The 15,707-nt window shown below is 32.5% G+C and carries 11 protein-coding genes; 8 read left to right on the plus strand and 3 right to left on the minus strand.

Going from position 1 to position 15,707, the window contains the following annotated elements:
- Nucleotide 1 precedes the first annotated feature (1 nt).
- The 5 genes from ABD816_RS10200 to ABD816_RS10220 all read left to right on the plus strand — a co-directional run bounded on the left by ABD816_RS10200 (nucleotide 2) and on the right by ABD816_RS10220 (nucleotide 5,898).
- Nucleotides 2-2,626 (plus strand): BamA/OMP85 family outer membrane protein, encoded by a 2,625-nt coding sequence (locus ABD816_RS10200; protein WP_344927039.1) that lies wholly within the window; start codon nucleotides 2-4, stop codon nucleotides 2,624-2,626.
- A gap of 36 nt (nucleotides 2,627-2,662) precedes the next feature.
- Nucleotides 2,663-3,517, plus strand: a complete 855-nt coding sequence (locus tag ABD816_RS10205; protein WP_344927041.1) for an OmpH/Skp family outer membrane protein — start codon at nucleotides 2,663-2,665, stop codon at nucleotides 3,515-3,517.
- A gap of 44 nt (nucleotides 3,518-3,561) precedes the next feature.
- Nucleotides 3,562-4,071 (plus strand): OmpH/Skp family outer membrane protein, encoded by a 510-nt coding sequence (locus ABD816_RS10210; RefSeq protein ID WP_344927042.1) that lies wholly within the window; start codon nucleotides 3,562-3,564, stop codon nucleotides 4,069-4,071.
- Nucleotides 4,072-4,406: 335 nt separating this feature from the next.
- On the plus strand, nucleotides 4,407-5,195 hold the full coding sequence (gene murI, locus ABD816_RS10215; RefSeq protein ID WP_344927043.1) for a glutamate racemase: 789 nt from the start codon (nucleotides 4,407-4,409) through the stop codon (nucleotides 5,193-5,195).
- 187 nt (nucleotides 5,196-5,382) lie between these two features.
- Nucleotides 5,383-5,898 (plus strand): hypothetical protein, encoded by a 516-nt coding sequence (locus ABD816_RS10220; protein WP_344927045.1) that lies wholly within the window; start codon nucleotides 5,383-5,385, stop codon nucleotides 5,896-5,898.
- 419 nt (nucleotides 5,899-6,317) lie between these two features.
- Here the strand turns inward: ABD816_RS10220 and ABD816_RS10225 are convergent, their stop codons facing one another.
- Together ABD816_RS10225 and ABD816_RS10230 are read right to left on the minus strand one after the other, a co-directional pair.
- Nucleotides 6,318-7,052, minus strand: a complete 735-nt coding sequence (locus ABD816_RS10225) for a LytR/AlgR family response regulator transcription factor (protein WP_344927046.1) — start codon at nucleotides 7,050-7,052, stop codon at nucleotides 6,318-6,320.
- Nucleotides 7,053-7,136: 84 nt separating this feature from the next.
- Nucleotides 7,137-9,416, minus strand: coding sequence for a tetratricopeptide repeat-containing sensor histidine kinase (locus tag ABD816_RS10230; RefSeq protein ID WP_344927047.1), 2,280 nt, complete (start codon nucleotides 9,414-9,416; stop codon nucleotides 7,137-7,139).
- Between the two features lie 143 nt (nucleotides 9,417-9,559).
- Between ABD816_RS10230 and ABD816_RS10235 the strand changes: the two genes are divergently transcribed.
- Nucleotides 9,560-10,735: a vWA domain-containing protein gene (locus ABD816_RS10235; RefSeq protein WP_344927048.1), complete on the plus strand. Its 1,176-nt coding sequence runs from the start codon at nucleotides 9,560-9,562 to the stop codon at nucleotides 10,733-10,735.
- A gap of 70 nt (nucleotides 10,736-10,805) precedes the next feature.
- On the plus strand, nucleotides 10,806-11,321 hold the full coding sequence (locus ABD816_RS10240; protein WP_344927050.1) for a rhodanese-like domain-containing protein: 516 nt from the start codon (nucleotides 10,806-10,808) through the stop codon (nucleotides 11,319-11,321).
- A 67-nt stretch (nucleotides 11,322-11,388) separates the two neighbouring features.
- On the opposite strand, the gene ABD816_RS10245 is transcribed toward ABD816_RS10240, so the two are convergent.
- Nucleotides 11,389-12,423, minus strand: coding sequence for a PorP/SprF family type IX secretion system membrane protein (locus ABD816_RS10245; RefSeq protein WP_344927052.1), 1,035 nt, complete (start codon nucleotides 12,421-12,423; stop codon nucleotides 11,389-11,391).
- Nucleotides 12,424-12,938: 515 nt separating this feature from the next.
- Between ABD816_RS10245 and ABD816_RS10250 the strand changes: the two genes are divergently transcribed.
- Nucleotides 12,939-15,614: a TonB-dependent receptor gene (locus ABD816_RS10250; RefSeq protein ID WP_344927054.1), complete on the plus strand. Its 2,676-nt coding sequence runs from the start codon at nucleotides 12,939-12,941 to the stop codon at nucleotides 15,612-15,614.
- Nucleotides 15,615-15,707 lie beyond the last annotated feature (93 nt).

A 15,707-nucleotide genomic window follows, 5' to 3' on the forward strand; every position in this document is an offset into this window, starting at 1 on the left:
GATGTCAAAAAAATTACCCATTACGTATTTTGCATTCATTGCTTTTTTAACAAATACAATAATACTTTCAGCACAAAACTTACCAAGTGTAAACGGAAAAGAGTATATCATTGGAGGCATCGAAGTTACAGGAACTACAACTTACAATGAAAATACTGTTATTACTTTTACAGGTCTAAAAAACGGCGATCGAATTCTTTTACCAGGAGATCGGATAAGCAAAGTAATCAAAAAGCTATGGGATCTGGAGCTATTCAGTGATATCAATTTATACATTTCCAGAATTGAAGGTGAAACTGCATATCTGGAAATTAATATCCAAGAAGTTCCCGAACTTAAAGAAGCCAGAATTGAAGGAGTTAAAAAACGGAAAGCAGAAGATCTTATAAAAGATAATAGCCTAACTCCTGGAGCTAAAGTAACCGAAAATCTCATTACCACAACTCGCAATTTTATTATCAATAAATATCGTAAAGATGGCTTTCTTAATACTAAAGTTGTGATCAATACAAGCCCGATTAAAGATACCGTTCCAACTAACAAGGTAAACATGTTAGTACGAGTAGATAAAGGAGACCGAGTTAAAATTGATGAAATCAATGTGAATGGAAATTCTCAATTGACTAATAATAAAGTTCGCGCAGCGATGAAAAACACAAAGCGCAAAAAATTCTGGAGATTCTGGAAAAGATCGAAATATATCAAAGCAGATTATCAGGAAGATAAAGAGAGTATTATTAGTAAATATAAAGAAAAAGGATATAGAGATGCTAGAATCATAAAGGATTCTCTAATAATCAAGAGCGATAATAGTGTAGCTTTGAATCTCGATATTGAAGAAGGGAAAAAATATTACTTTGGTAACATTACCTTCTTAGGAAACAGTGTATATACGGATCAACAATTAGCCAGACAATTAGTCATTAAGAAAGGTGATGTGTACAATGGAGTGCTTTTAGAGAAGCAAATCGCTGATAACTCAAAACCCGATGCTAATGATTTAACAAATCTATATCAAAACAACGGGTATTTGTTCTCTAATATTGATGCTGTAGAAACAAATGTAAAGAATGACACACTTGATTTTGAGATTAGAATCAGAGAAGGAAAATTAGTTCATTTTAATCATATCACGGTAACTGGTAATGACAAAACCAATGACCACGTTGTATATAGAATCCTTAGAACAAAACCAGGACAGACATATAGCAAAGACCTTGTTGTAAGAACCGTTAGGGAAATAGGTCAATTAGGATTCTTTGACCCTGAATCTTTAGAACCGCAATTTCAAAATGCAGATCCACAAGCAGGAACCATTGATATTAATTATCCTGTTGTAGAAAAAGGAGCAAGTCAGATTGAACTACAAGGAGGCTATGGCGGCGGTGGTTTTGTCGGAACTCTAGGATTAGCATTTAGTAATTTTTCAATTAGAAATATTTTTAACAAAGAAGCATATAGCCCTTTACCTATGGGAGATGGTCAAACACTGCGTGTAAGAGCTCAAGCCAGTCAATTTTTCCAAACCTATAGCTTATCCTTTGTAGAACCTTGGTTAGGAGGAAGAAGGCCTTTTCAACTTTCTACATCCATTTCACATACAATTCAATTTTTATTTAACAGTTTTACTGGTGACGTAGACCGGGATAGCAAATTCCTTATAACAGGAGGTTCTATTGGTGTTGCAAAACGATTAAACTGGCCAGACAACTACTTTACACTATCACAAGCAGTAAGCTTGCAGCATTATAATCTAAAAAATTACAACACAAGTCTTTTTACTTTTGGTGATGGTTTTTCTAACAATCTTGCATATACAATAGGAATAAACAGAAATAACACTTCTGTAAATCCAATATTTCCTACAGCTGGTTCTGATATTAATCTAATTGCTAAATTAACACTACCCTATTCAATCTTTGATGGTGTAGATTATGTACAATTAGCAGAAGACAGACAAGAATTAGTTGATGATAATCCTGGGATTATTAACAGCCCGTCAACATATCCGGATGCCTATGAAGAAATCGGTGAAATTGATCAGAAACGTTTTAACTGGCTTGAATATTATAAAATAAAGTTTGATGCCGATTGGTATACCAGTCTAACCAGAATTGGAAAAAATCCTCTGGTTTTAAAAACAAGTGTCGAGTATGGGTTTCTGGGAGCATATAACCAAAACAGGGGAGATATTCCTTTTGAACGCTTTTTTCTTGGAGGAAGTGGATTAGGCGCTACAAGTCTTGATGGAAGAGAAATTATAGCTCTTAGAGGGTATGAAGATCAATCTGTAATACCATTGAGTAGATCAAACGAAGTAAGTTCTGGAGATGATGGGGCAACAATTTATAATAAATATTCGTTAGAACTTAGATACCCGATAACCCTGAAGCCTTCTGCATCTATTTATGTGTTAGGTTTTATGGAAGGAGGGGCATCTTATGATAGTTTTAAAAACTTTAATCCATTTCAATTAAGCCGTTCTGCTGGAGTAGGTATACGTATATTTATGCCAGCATTTGGTTTACTAGGTTTTGATTATGGATATGGATTTGACCCTACACCAGGAACAAATAATGGTCCTAGTGGATGGCAGCCACATTTTATCATAGGACAGCAATTTTAATTTTGGCACGATTATTTCTATAAACAAAACAGCGTTATGAAAACAAAAGCTCTTTTAGTAATAGCTACTATTATTTGGTTATCTCTTTCCAATACTGCCAGTGCACAGAAAGGAGTAAGAATCGGATATATCGATATGAATTATATATTGGAAAACGTACCCGAATATAATGAAGCTTCTGGAGATTTGGAAAAGAAGGTTCAAAAATGGAAAGTAGAGATAGAGGCAGAACTAAAGGAAGTGGAGCAAATGAGAAAAGATCTCAATAATGAACGTGTGCTTCTCACTAAAGAATTAATAGAAGAAAGAGAAGAAGATATTTTATTTAAGGAAAAAGAAATTTTAGAATACCAACAAAAAAGATTTGGACCAAATGGAGATCTCTTTATTCAGAAAAAAAGATTAGTTCAACCGGTCCAGGATCAAGTTTTTATAGCCGTTCAGGAAGTTGCAGAAAACGGTAACTATGATTTTATTTTTGACAAATCCGCAGATTTAGTAATGTTGTATTCTGCTAATAGACATGATATCAGTGACAAAGTGCTATTAAGAATCAATAGAGCTTCTAAAAGAAAACAAATTGATGGTAAGTCAGAGAAGAAAGCAGTAGAAAGAGCCGAAAAAAGAAACGCTGAACAAGAAAAAGTAGTCACAGAAAGAGAGGAAGCCGTAGCAAAAAAACAATCAGAAAGAGACAAACTGCTTGCTGAAAGAAAAGCAATCAGAGATTCTATTAGAGAGTCGAAGAAAAAAGAATTTGAAGCCAGAAGAGCTCAATTATTAGAAGACCAAAAAAGAAAGAAAGATTCTATACAAAATTTAAAAGAACAATTAAAAGAAAGTACTCCGTCTGATAATGATGGCGAAGTAGAAGAAAGTGAAGACAATTAGAATCATCAATTATTAAATTTATAACATACTTAATATTACTTAAAATGAAAAAGTTTAGAACACTATTAGTAGCTTGTGCATTAACACTAGGAGCATCAAGTTTCGTAAATGCTCAATCAAAAATAGCACATATAGCATCTCAGGAGCTAGTAGAATCTATGCCTGCTTTTAAAGCGGCAAAAAGTGAAATCGAAAAGCTGAACAAAACATATGAAGCCGAAATAAGAAACATGGTTTTAGAGTTACAGAATACAGTAAAACGATATACACAAGAAGCTGAAACAAAAACAGATGAGGAAAATCTAAAAAGACAGCAGGAAATCCAAACTAATGAAAAGAGTATTGGAGAATATAGACAAAATGCGTTACAAGATCTTCAGAAAAAAGAAGTGGAACTTATGAAACCCATCTATGAAAAAGCACGTACTTCTATCCAAAAAGTATCCAGAGCTCAAGGGTTTCAATATGTTTTAGACTCTACTACCGGTACAGGAGTAATTTTAGCTGATGGAAAAGACCTTATGGCAGATGTAAAGAAAGATTTAGGTATTTAATAAAATACTTTTAAATATATGGAGAAGCAGTAAACAAAAGTTTACTGCTTTTTTTGGTTTCTACCTTTATTCTATGATTATAAAGCAAATTTCTTTTAAAGTATTTCAAAACTATTGATTAAAATTAGTAACATAGATTCCATATTTTCATCCAAAAACAAATTTTATAATCATTACGTGCGATAGTAAATAGAGTCAAAAGACTATCAGAATATTCTGAAATATGATATATGATTGAAAAGAAAGAATTTTATATATTTAATTGATTTGAGAAATAGTATAATACTTATATTTAAAAAAACTCTGTTTTATCGCAACCACATCAATTCTAAATAATGAATAATCAAGCTATAGGTATTTTTGATTCTGGTATTGGTGGAACTTCTATATGGCAAGAAATTGCAATTGCACTCCCATACGAAAACACAATTTATCTTGCTGACAGTAAATATGCTCCCTATGGAAAACGTAGTGCAGACGAAATTATCAAACTAAGCATCAGAAACACAGAAAAACTAATTGATTTTGATTGCAAAATTGTAGTCGTAGCTTGTAATACCGCTACCACTAATGCTATAAAAGTACTCAGAGAACGTTTTAGAATACCTTTTATAGGAATAGAGCCTGCGATAAAGCCTGCCGCATTACAAACAAAAACACATAAAATAGGAATCCTTGCTACCCAAGGTACGCTATCCAGCGAACTCTTCGCTTCTACCTCTGATCTGTACACAGATACTACTGAGATTATTGAAGTAGTAGGAACAGGACTCGTAGAACTTATTGAAGACGGTAAAATTCACACTCCAGAAATGCTATCGCTACTTACTTCTCATTTACAACCTATGATCAAAAAAGATATTGATCATCTTGTTTTGGGATGTAGTCATTACCCATATTTACTTCCTGTTTTAAAAAAAATACTTCCAAAAAATATTCAAATTATAGATTCCGGAGAGGCAGTAGCAAAACAAACCAAAGTAATTCTCTCAAAAAATAATTTATTGAATACAAATACCCATGAGGGAACACACACATTTTATACTAATAAGACGCTAGCTATATTAGAAGGTATTTTAAAAAACAGCACAACAACCGTCAATATCAATTATCTCAAATATTAAAAAAGTAAGATTAACACTACAATTTTATTTAAAAATTATACAAAAAGTTAATTTTATCGAATTTTAACACTTTTAATCGTGTATATTTTCAAAATTTTTCTTTTATTTGGAATAATTAATTAACTGATTATCATGATTTTACGCTTGACACATTAGTTACAATTACTTATCCCCTAATTCTGTGATGATGAAAAAATGTTTTTTTATTCTTTTAGTATTATCCTCCACTACCCTACTTACTGCACAAAATGATGTTAAAATTGATGGTCGATTAAAACCTCATTTAGATCAGTTTTTTAAATATTGTGATCAATATAAAATCGACTATTATGATAAGTTGTTTAAACTTAAAAATATAGATATTGTAGACACTTTACATGTAGCTCCAAATGCCTCTACTTTAGGCATGGTAACACGTGATAAAGACAATAACATAGAGAATATTATAATCAATTGGGTTGCTTTGCTGGATGATGAAATTCTTAAAGTTGTAGCCTTTCACGAATTTGCACATTACTTCCTCGAATACAAAGGGCATATTTGTGATGATTGTGGCGAGATCATGGCCGTGGTAAATTCCAGCTATTTTGATATTGTAAGGGATTGGGATCATCAGGTAAAAACATTATTTGAAGACTCTCCCGTTTACAAACGACGTAAAACGGTTGCATACTTAGATACTGACAAAACTTCTGGTAATTAACTAAATTCAAATAATGAACCACCTTGACTCAAGGGTTCTATATGTCATAAACAAAACCGCTTCGCTACAAGAATCAGGAAACAAAACTCCTTTATTCTGATTCTATGTGCTACACTTATGGCAAAGCCTAGAGGAGTTCTACTGATTAAAACAGTCACAAAATTAGGTTCATTACTTGTTAATTTTTACACCTTATTATGGCTCAACTCATATTGTTGTTTTTCAATTTAGTAACAGCATTCACTTGCAAAAAAGAATTTAGCGTCTTTACTTTATTTTTAAAATCTAATTAGTTGCTTATCATTTCTGACCAACAAATAATTTACAACATCAGACTGTGCGGAATATCCTGTCTTAAAACCATATGTAATCAATGTAAAATAATATTAAGTCTATAATGTCAACCCTACAAAGTCTCATTATTTGAAATAGTCCAGTAGCTTACCTTTTTTAGAAGAAGAAACTAAAAGCTCTTTACCAGAAGATAACACAACACTCCCACCTTTTCCTTTTCTGTATCGCACTATACAACTCACATTAACTAGAAAACTTTTATGGATTCTAATAAAGCCTTCATCTGTTAATGAATCTTCAAAATATTTAAGCGTTTTACTAACTAACTTCTGCCCCTTTTCTAAAAAAATCTTAGTATAATTATCATCTGCCTGACAGTATAATATATCCGAAATTTGTAAAACTTCAAAACCATCTTGTTGGGGTATTGTGATTTTTCCCTCTGTTTTTGCAGATACTTTGGGAACTAATACTGTGTCTTGCAACTCTTTCTCTCTTTCTTTAATATGTGTAACGTGATCCACAGCTTTGATTAGATTATCAATAGCAATTGGTTTTAACAAATAATAAGTTGCTTGGGCATTTAATGCATCCACTGCATAATGATCATAGGCAGTAACAAAAACAGTCTCAAAAGTTCGATCAGGTACTTGCTCTAATAGATCAAAAGCATTGCCATAAGGCATTTCTACATCCAGAAATAATAGATCAGGATTATGAGACGATAGTAATAACAGAGTCTCTTGTACACTTGCAGCTTCTCCTAAAACAGTTACAGATGGACAATATTTGTGTAAGTAATTTTTTAATATAGAACGGCTGTTTAATTCATCGTCCACTATAATTGCAGTTAAATTCACAGTTGTAAGTTTAGTAGTATTATTTATTCAGAATCAACTTTTATAATCTATATTTAGAAAACCAGTCAATCTTTATCATTTAATTTATGCACTCTTCTTAAGTATTAATTTCACCTGAGTTCCTTCTGTATTATTATCTAAATCCGAAATAAAAACATCTACTTTATCCTTATACATTTTATTAAGAATAGAAATTCTATTTTGAATATTGCTCATCCCCTGTGATTTTTGTTTTTTCTGGTTTACTGTTTTTAAAGCTTTAGATTTTTCTCTTCCGATACCCGTATCCCTCACTATTATTTCTAAGCTATCAACTGTCAATTTGTTAATATGGATTGACAACAATCCTTTTTCTGATTTATACCGCAACCCATGCCACACAGCATTCTCCACATATGGCTGTAATAACATAGGTGGAATCATATAATCACTAATACTTATATCTGGGTCTATAATTATTTCATATTCGAACTTATCCTGAAATCTAAAATGCTCTAACTTAACATACAATCGCAACAATTCGATTTCTTTTTCTAAAGGAATAAAATCTTCCTCACTATTTTCTAAAACCGCTCTCATCAGTAAAGAAAAATCTGTCAAATACTTGTTTGCCGCACGCTCATCACTGGTAGCAATAAAAGTATTCACAGAATTTAATGCATTAAAAATAAAATGAGGATTCATTTGAGATCGAAGTGATTTTAGCGCCAATAGATTATTAGCATATCGTTGCTGTTTCATATTTCGATACATAAGATATGCCGCTAAAAGTAGCAGAATCATTAAACCCGCTAACGCATAAATTATAATTTGTTGTTTTACGCTTTGCTGGTTCGCTAATTCCTGAGATTGAAATGCCAGTTTATACCTACCTTCATTAAGCTCTCTATCTTTTTCAAGAGTCGTAATACGGTTTGCTTTTTTTGTAAGTTCTCTACTAAAAAGATTTGCCTGTGATATTTCCTGTTCTTTCTGAATATATAGCTTATCTACAATAACTTCATACTCCTCAAAAGCTTCTGAAGCTTTTTTTAGCTCTCCTTTTTCTCTATACACCTCCCCAAGTTTACGGGTAGCATCTTTTTGCACTACTAAATCATTTTCTGATGCGGCCTTTTTAATACTTTCTTCTAGATAAGGTATTGCCTCGTCATACTCCGATTGTGCAGCAAAGGCATTTGCTATCTTATAATTTTGAACTTGAGATGTGATTGCTCTATCTTCTGCCAATACAGGTGAAGGTGAACTTAATGAATTCTCTTCCTCTTCCGTAATCTCCTCAATATCTTCTAGCGCTTCCTTTCTGTACTGTATTTCTTTATCAAAACTACTGCTCTTATTATAGAAATCTGCTGCTTTTGCTCTTTGAATTGCAGATGTTTTTTTACTTTTTCGACTAGCCAATTCTACAGAATTTCCTAAATATTCTTCTGCTTTTCTTAGACTACCCTGATCTTGTAATACGTCTGCAAGTTTAGAATTCAAATTTATAACAGCCTCTTCCTGATTCTCCTTCTCAGCTAAAGACAATGCATTGTTATAATTTTTTATTGCTTTTGATTTTTCTTTTAATCCATTATAACTATCACCTAAACCTTCAAAGACGGTTATCTTTTGTAGGGAGTTAAGTTGTGTTTTTTGTAATGTTGTAAAAGTCTGTAAGGACTCCTGATAATTTTTATTCGCCAGGTAAGCTTTACCTAACTTTATTTTTACTTGTTCATTAAATCTATTTTCAATACTAATTACATAATTATCTATTGCTAAATCCGGCTGATTCCAATACAAATAAATATCAGCTAATGTTTCATACAAAGTAGCTTTTTTCTTTTCAGCAGCAGAATCCTCATCTCTTATAGCTTCTAATGCCTTAGTAATATATTCTATACTAATTGCAGCATCTTTATTTAATGATTTTTTTGCCGCCTGCAGATTTTTAACATACGTTTCTTCATTAACTCTTTTTACATCTTTACTTATCCCAGAAGATATGGGGCTATCTTCTACCAGAATATCAATTCGTTGATCATCCTTTACCGTATAATAAACCGTTCTAAAGCTATCATGACTAATCACGAGTTCATCTCCTATAGAAACTTTTATTCTAAAATCTCCAAAAGCATCAGTTTGAGCCATACGTTTTCCAAGAACCCTTATATCCACATTATTCATTGGTTTTTGAGTACTCTTTTCTTTTACAGATCCCTTTATAGTCACCACCCGTTCCTGACTAACACCTAGTACAGAAACAAACCAACATAGGAACATTATCAACCTACTACTTTGTATCACATCTAATTTCATCAAGGTAAACTTAGTCCATTTAAATGAAAAATTAAAATCGCCAAGTATTGAAACTGGCACTTTTTAACCACTTTACATAAAATATAGTCTACCTTCCTCATCCAGAGAATACGTTTACGCATCGAAGTTCCTTATTCACTCATTATCAATTTTCACCTACAAAAGTTCCTATTACTTTTAACTCAAATTAAAAAAAGAATATTATGAAGATGATTGGATATTGGAGCATTTTATGTGTATTAATAGTATCAGTTTCTTGTAGAGCAGAAAATAGAAAAAAAAATGATCTGTCTTTTGCTAATGAAACCTCACATCAAATTTATACCGCTAAAACAGATCCAAATACGAAAAATATACAAGTAGCATTATTATTAGACACTAGTAATAGTATGGACGGTCTTATTGATCAGGCAAAAGCACAACTATGGGAGATCGTAAATGAGTTATCATATGCTTCTTGTGGGGATTATAAAATAAAATTACAAATCGCCTTATATGAATATGGTAATGACAATCTAACACCATCAGAAGGCTTTGTGAGACAAGTGCTTCCTTTCTCTGAAGATCTGGATGAGATATCCAAAGAATTATTCTCATTAACAACTAATGGAGGAAATGAATACTGTGGTAAAGTAATCAATACCTCTATTAATCAATTAGATTGGAAAAAGAATAATGATCATCTAAAACTTATTTTTATTGCAGGAAATGAATCTTTTACTCAAGGACCTGTTAACTACAAAAACGCAGCTACAGATGCTGTAGAAAAAGGGATCACTATTAATACTATATTCTGTGGTAACTACAAACAAGGCATAGAATCACATTGGAAAAACGGAGCAGATATCACCAAAGGAGAATATAGCGCGATTGATCACAACAGAAAGACCATACATATTATAACACCTTATGATGATATCATTCTACAATTAAACAAGAAATTAAACAACACCTATATTTATTATGGGAATGAAGGCTCTAAAAAAAGAAGTCTGCAAGCTGAACAGGATATCAATGCACGATCTTATGGCGCAGCAAATGCAGTAAGCAGAACGATTAGTAAAAGTTCTGGTTTTTACAAAAATGAAAGCTGGGATCTTGTAGATGCCAGCACAGATAAAGATTTTGAACTGGAAGAAATTTCTGAAGAGCAGTTACCTGCTGAGCTAAAAAACAAATCTACTGTGGAGCTAAAAGAACATATTAATCAAAAAAGTAAAGAGCGAAAGCAGATACAAAATGATATCCAGGAATTAAACAAAAAACGTTCTGATTATATTAAAAATAATAGTAAAAAGGATGAAACCAGCCTAGAAACAGCTCTTTTAAATGCAATCAAGACACAAGGAAAAAGAAAATCTTTTACTTGGGAGAAATAAGAACTTATCTCCCACACTTATCACTATCAATATGCGAGAACATTATATTACGGACACTTAAAAAAATAGTATGACAAAAATTATAAAAATCGGTATCTTAATCTTATTAATTCCTATATCAATTATGGCTCAAAAAAAAGAACAATTACCCGAATCTAAAGTTGACTATGACTCTTTTTTAACCATTTCTGAAGAAGTTCAAAAATACAGAACCTCACGGATGGTCACTATTGATGAATTTCTGGAGTATCTAAAAGATGAACATACATTGTTATTAGATACTCGATCTGAAAAAGCGTATACGCAGAAACATATAAAAGCCGCTGTACATCTTAATTTTTCTGATTTTACAGAAGAGAAATTAAAAAAAATAATTCCTTCTAAGAATACAAGGATACTGATTTACTGTAATAATAACATTGATGGAGACACACTTCATTTTGCTTCGAAAATGATGCCGCTGGCTCTCAATATTCCCACATTTATTAATCTATATGGGTATGGATATAAAAACATCTATGAATTAGGCGCTCTGGTTCCTAGTACTGATAATAGATTAATATTTAGCGGCACTGAGGTAAAATAAGAATTTTAAAAGGTGTATGCGCTAAAACGCATATGACCTCTGCCTATTTTCTAAAATTATATAACTTTTAGTTATTTACTGCCGGACAATTACAATTCCAACGCTCTTTACGTTTACCGAAATCGTAACCAAGTGTTAATTGATGAAAACCTCCATTAGTCAACACCACAGAATTAGATTGATAACTATATGTATATCCAACCATCCAATTTTTATAATTAACGCCTAAAAATGGTGTAATATATTGTAATTTCTGACTTTCTATTTCTACACCAGTCTGCGAAAACTCTGCACCATCCAGACTTCTTCGATATGACATACCTCCCCATAGAGTTGCTAATTCCCCAAAATCTTTATAAACCTTTATATTAGCATCTATTGAACTTTCTTTTGTTTGATCTGTAGCCTGATACAACATGGAAGGTTCTAAACTCCAGGAACTAGCACCTAATCCAAATACACGACCTAAAGAAAAGATATATCGTCGTTGATTATTAGAGTCAGCTACAGAAACGTTAGGATCATCTGTATTATCAAAAGTTGTTCTGGCAGCAGGTAAAAAATTCTTTACGGTAAAATGTGCAAACCATTCTAAATAATGATACGACATCCCTGCATCCAGATTAAAATATCCATCTTTTTGAATTCTGTCCGTAATGATAAAATCACCTGGATCTGATGGATCTTCTAAACCTACCAAATCTAAATTAGATTGAATAAAAGCACCACTCATACCAAAGGATAACATATTAAGATCTGTACGATCTCTGGAAAACAAAAGGTGATAGGCAAAAGTAGCGTATACTCCCGTCTGCGAAAATCGTCCATTTTCATCCTTATAAATAGCACCACCCAGACCTACTTTATCTCCGGCGCGAAAAGCAATATTAGCAGATTGCGTATTTGGAGCATTATCAATATCAAACCATTGTTGTCGCGCTGTTAGTCTTATTTTATTGGCATTAGAAGCACCAGCCATAGAAGGATGGACTAAAAATAAGTTATCCGAAAGATAATCTGCAAACACAGGAATTCCCTCTTGAGAAAAAGTAAATTGCGAAACTAGTAGGATAAAAAAAATATAATATTTTTTCAGGTTCATGTGGGTATTATCTTTTTATGGGGCAAAAGCTAGGACACCAATATACTAACTTAAAACTACTAATAATAGTTAAATATTGTAATACCAATATATAATTTACTAATAATATATGATTCCAGCTAGGCTCAAATATATAAATTTTTCTAATAACACCTATTTAATGATTAAAAACGCTATCGAGTAATTACTAACCAAAAAGGAAAAAAATACAAAAATTAAAGAGGTAAGTACCGCTATTATAATTATATAAAGGGAAAAATTAATCATTTCCTTCTGATTAATATAAAATTATTCCCCAACTAAAAACAAGACTTAAACGCTTATTTGACATAATTTTAAGTATTACAACCTGCTTTTTTTGCACTTTATCGATAAAAAAAGCGAAAATTAGTTGTTTTTTATAAAAAAATAAATACTTTTGCCGGAAAATTAAAACATTTAATTTTTGTTAACAAATTAATAAAAACTGTACCTTTAAGTACAAATGATTGAAATAACTTCTAAAACTTGAACACATGAAAACGATTACTTTAGCAATGATGTTGCTATTTACAAGTGTCATAACATACGCCCAAACGACAGTCAAGGGTAGAGTCATTGACGATACCGATCAACCCATTCCACTCGCTAATATTACCTTAAGAGGTATGTCTAGTGTAGGAACAGTAGCTGATTTTGATGGATTCTTTGAATTAACAATATCCGAAACACTTCCATTTGCTTTAGTTGCATCCAGTGTGGGATATGAATCAAACACTGTGGAGGTTACCAGTAGCACAGAAGATTTAGTTATCAGACTTAGCCAAGGAACAGAATTAGATGTAGTGGTTATTTCTGCTTCCAGAACACCTGAACGTATTTTTGAATCACCGGTTAGTGTAGAACGTTTTGGAATTAAAGAAATCAAAAATACAGCCGCTGCAGATTTTTATAGCGGTTTAAGTAATTTAAAAGGAGTAGATGTTAATACAAACAGTTTAACGTTGCAATCTGTAAACACTAGAGGTTTTACAACATTAACTAATACACGTTTTGTGCAATTAGTTGATGGTATGGATAATTCTGCACCTTCACTTAATTTTGCATTAGGTAACCTTTTAGGAATGTCTGAGCTAGATGTAAATAGCGTAGAGATTTTACCTGGAGCATCTTCTGCTTTATATGGAGCCAATGCCTTTAATGGTATTTTATTTATGACTAGTAAAAACCCTTTTGATCATCAAGGAATTAGTGGTTATTTAAAAGGAGGAATCACCTCTCAGGAAGCTGCTGGAGACAATGAATTTTATGATTATGGTGTGAGAATGGCGCATGCATTTTCTGACAAATTTGCAGCAAAAGTAAATTTCTCTCATTTACGAGGTACAGACTGGTTAGCAGCAGACTACCAGGATTTATCTAACCCCGGCGCAGACAGATCTGATCCAGGATATGATGGATTAAATGTGTATGGAGATATTGTAGGGACTGAACTACCTTTTGGAATAGGATATGTATCTAGAACAGGTTATAATGAAGAAGATCTAAATAACAATCAAGCTGAAAGTATTAAATTTGATGCAGCTTTGCATTACAGACCTTTTGCAGATGATTTTGAAATCATCTATAACGGAAAAATTGGTACAGGAAATACTGTTTCTCAGGATGCAAATAAAACTGCTCTACGTAACTTCTTTGTACAACAACATAAATTAGAGGTTAAAAACAGTAACTTTTTTCTAAGAGGATATCTGACAGAAGATAAAGCTGGAGATTCTTATGAATTGAGACTTACAGGGATCAATATTAACAATCGCTGGAAAGAAAACGGACAGTGGTTTAATGAATATGCTGGAGCATACCTTCAGGCTATTGGCGCTGGAGCTGATAGTGCTACTGCTCACGCAGGTGCAAGAGCCTTTGCTGATACGGGTCGTTTTCTTCCTGGTACAGTTGAGTTTCAAAACGCTTTCAATGACGTAACAAACGATACTGATTTTGGAGGAACTGGATCTGCTTTTAGAGATAATTCTAAATTTAAGCACGCAGATGGTAATTACAACTTCTCACATATTACAGGAGATATTGTTGATGTACAAGTCGGAGGTTCTTATAGAGAATATAAGTTAAATTCTTTTGGAACTATTTTTACAGATGCAGATGCCCCTATATATTACTCTGAATATGGTATATATACACAACTTCAGAAAAAAATATTAGATGAGCGTTTAAAACTTACAGGATCCATTCGTTATGATAAAGCTGAAATTTTTGATGGTAATTTTTCTCCAAGAATTTCTGTTGGCTATACACTAGGCGAAGCTAGAAATCATAATATTCGTGTTTCCTACCAAACTGGATTCAGGAATCCGGCAACTCAGGATTTATATGCTGGATTAGATACTGGAGCACTAATTGCATTAGGATCTGCACCTGACAACTTAGACAGATACCGATTTACCGATGAAAATGGTAATACTATTACAGGTAGAGATGCTTATGAAAACTCATATTCACTAGAGTCTGTGCAAAACGGAGCTCCTGTACAAGCAGATATAGATATAGTTGAGCCAGAAAAGGTTAGAGCATACGAATTAGGATACAGAGGAAAATTAGGAACTCTAAGTGTAGATGTAAGTGGATATTACAACCAGTATACTGATTTTATCTCCAATGAAAATGTAATCGTACCATTATTTGGATCTGTAGCTGATGGATCTGCACTTGCCGCACTACAAACTGATAATATTAGAGTTTTTTCTGCATCTACGAATTCTGATGTAGATATCAGTTCATATGGTGTCAATGCAGGAATTAATGCTAAAGTATTATCCAAGTTAGATGTAGGAGTAAATTATACCTATGCTAAACAAGATTTTGATCAGGAAGATGATCCTGATTTTAGAAGTAATTTTAATACTCCAGAGCACAAGTTTAAAGCTTCTGTAGGTAGCACCAACTTATTTAATAACTTCGGGTTTATGACCAACTTAAGATGGAGTGATGCATTTTTCTGGCAAGCTGATTTTGGTGATGGAACTATTGATTCTTATACTGTATTAGACGCACAGATTAATTATAGAATCCCTGCTTTAAAAGCAACTCTAAAAGCAGGAATGAACAATATTTTAGGTGATGAATATGTTACAGCTATAGGATCTGGATTTATTGGATCTCAAGCATATATAGGATTATCTATAAATAATCTATAGATATTTAAGGTAATCTTAGAATTCTGAGATGATACTATAAATATCACTACACACCTCATACTTACATTTTCAGATCAGAAAATTAAAAATGAG

This window comes from Aquimarina addita, from assembly GCF_039539305.1.
Taxonomy (GTDB): Bacteria; Bacteroidota; Bacteroidia; order Flavobacteriales; family Flavobacteriaceae; genus Aquimarina; species Aquimarina addita.

Bases quoted from the DNA above. Each gene is read 5' to 3' on its own strand.
- ABD816_RS10235 (WP_344927048.1), top strand. From the start codon at position 9,560: ATGAAGATGATTGGATATTGGAGCATTTTATGTGTATTAATAGTATCA.
- ABD816_RS10210 (WP_344927042.1), top strand. From the start codon at position 3,562: ATGAAAAAGTTTAGAACACTATTAGTAGCTTGTGCATTAACACTAGGA.
- ABD816_RS10240 (WP_344927050.1), top strand. From the start codon at position 10,806: ATGACAAAAATTATAAAAATCGGTATCTTAATCTTATTAATTCCTATA.
- ABD816_RS10245 (WP_344927052.1), bottom strand. From the start codon at position 12,423: ATGAACCTGAAAAAATATTATATTTTTTTTATCCTACTAGTTTCGCAA.
- ABD816_RS10200 (WP_344927039.1), top strand. From the start codon at position 2: ATGTCAAAAAAATTACCCATTACGTATTTTGCATTCATTGCTTTTTTA.
- ABD816_RS10250 (WP_344927054.1), top strand. From the start codon at position 12,939: ATGAAAACGATTACTTTAGCAATGATGTTGCTATTTACAAGTGTCATA.
- murI (WP_344927043.1), top strand. From the start codon at position 4,407: ATGAATAATCAAGCTATAGGTATTTTTGATTCTGGTATTGGTGGAACT.
- ABD816_RS10220 (WP_344927045.1), top strand. From the start codon at position 5,383: ATGAAAAAATGTTTTTTTATTCTTTTAGTATTATCCTCCACTACCCTA.
- ABD816_RS10205 (WP_344927041.1), top strand. From the start codon at position 2,663: ATGAAAACAAAAGCTCTTTTAGTAATAGCTACTATTATTTGGTTATCT.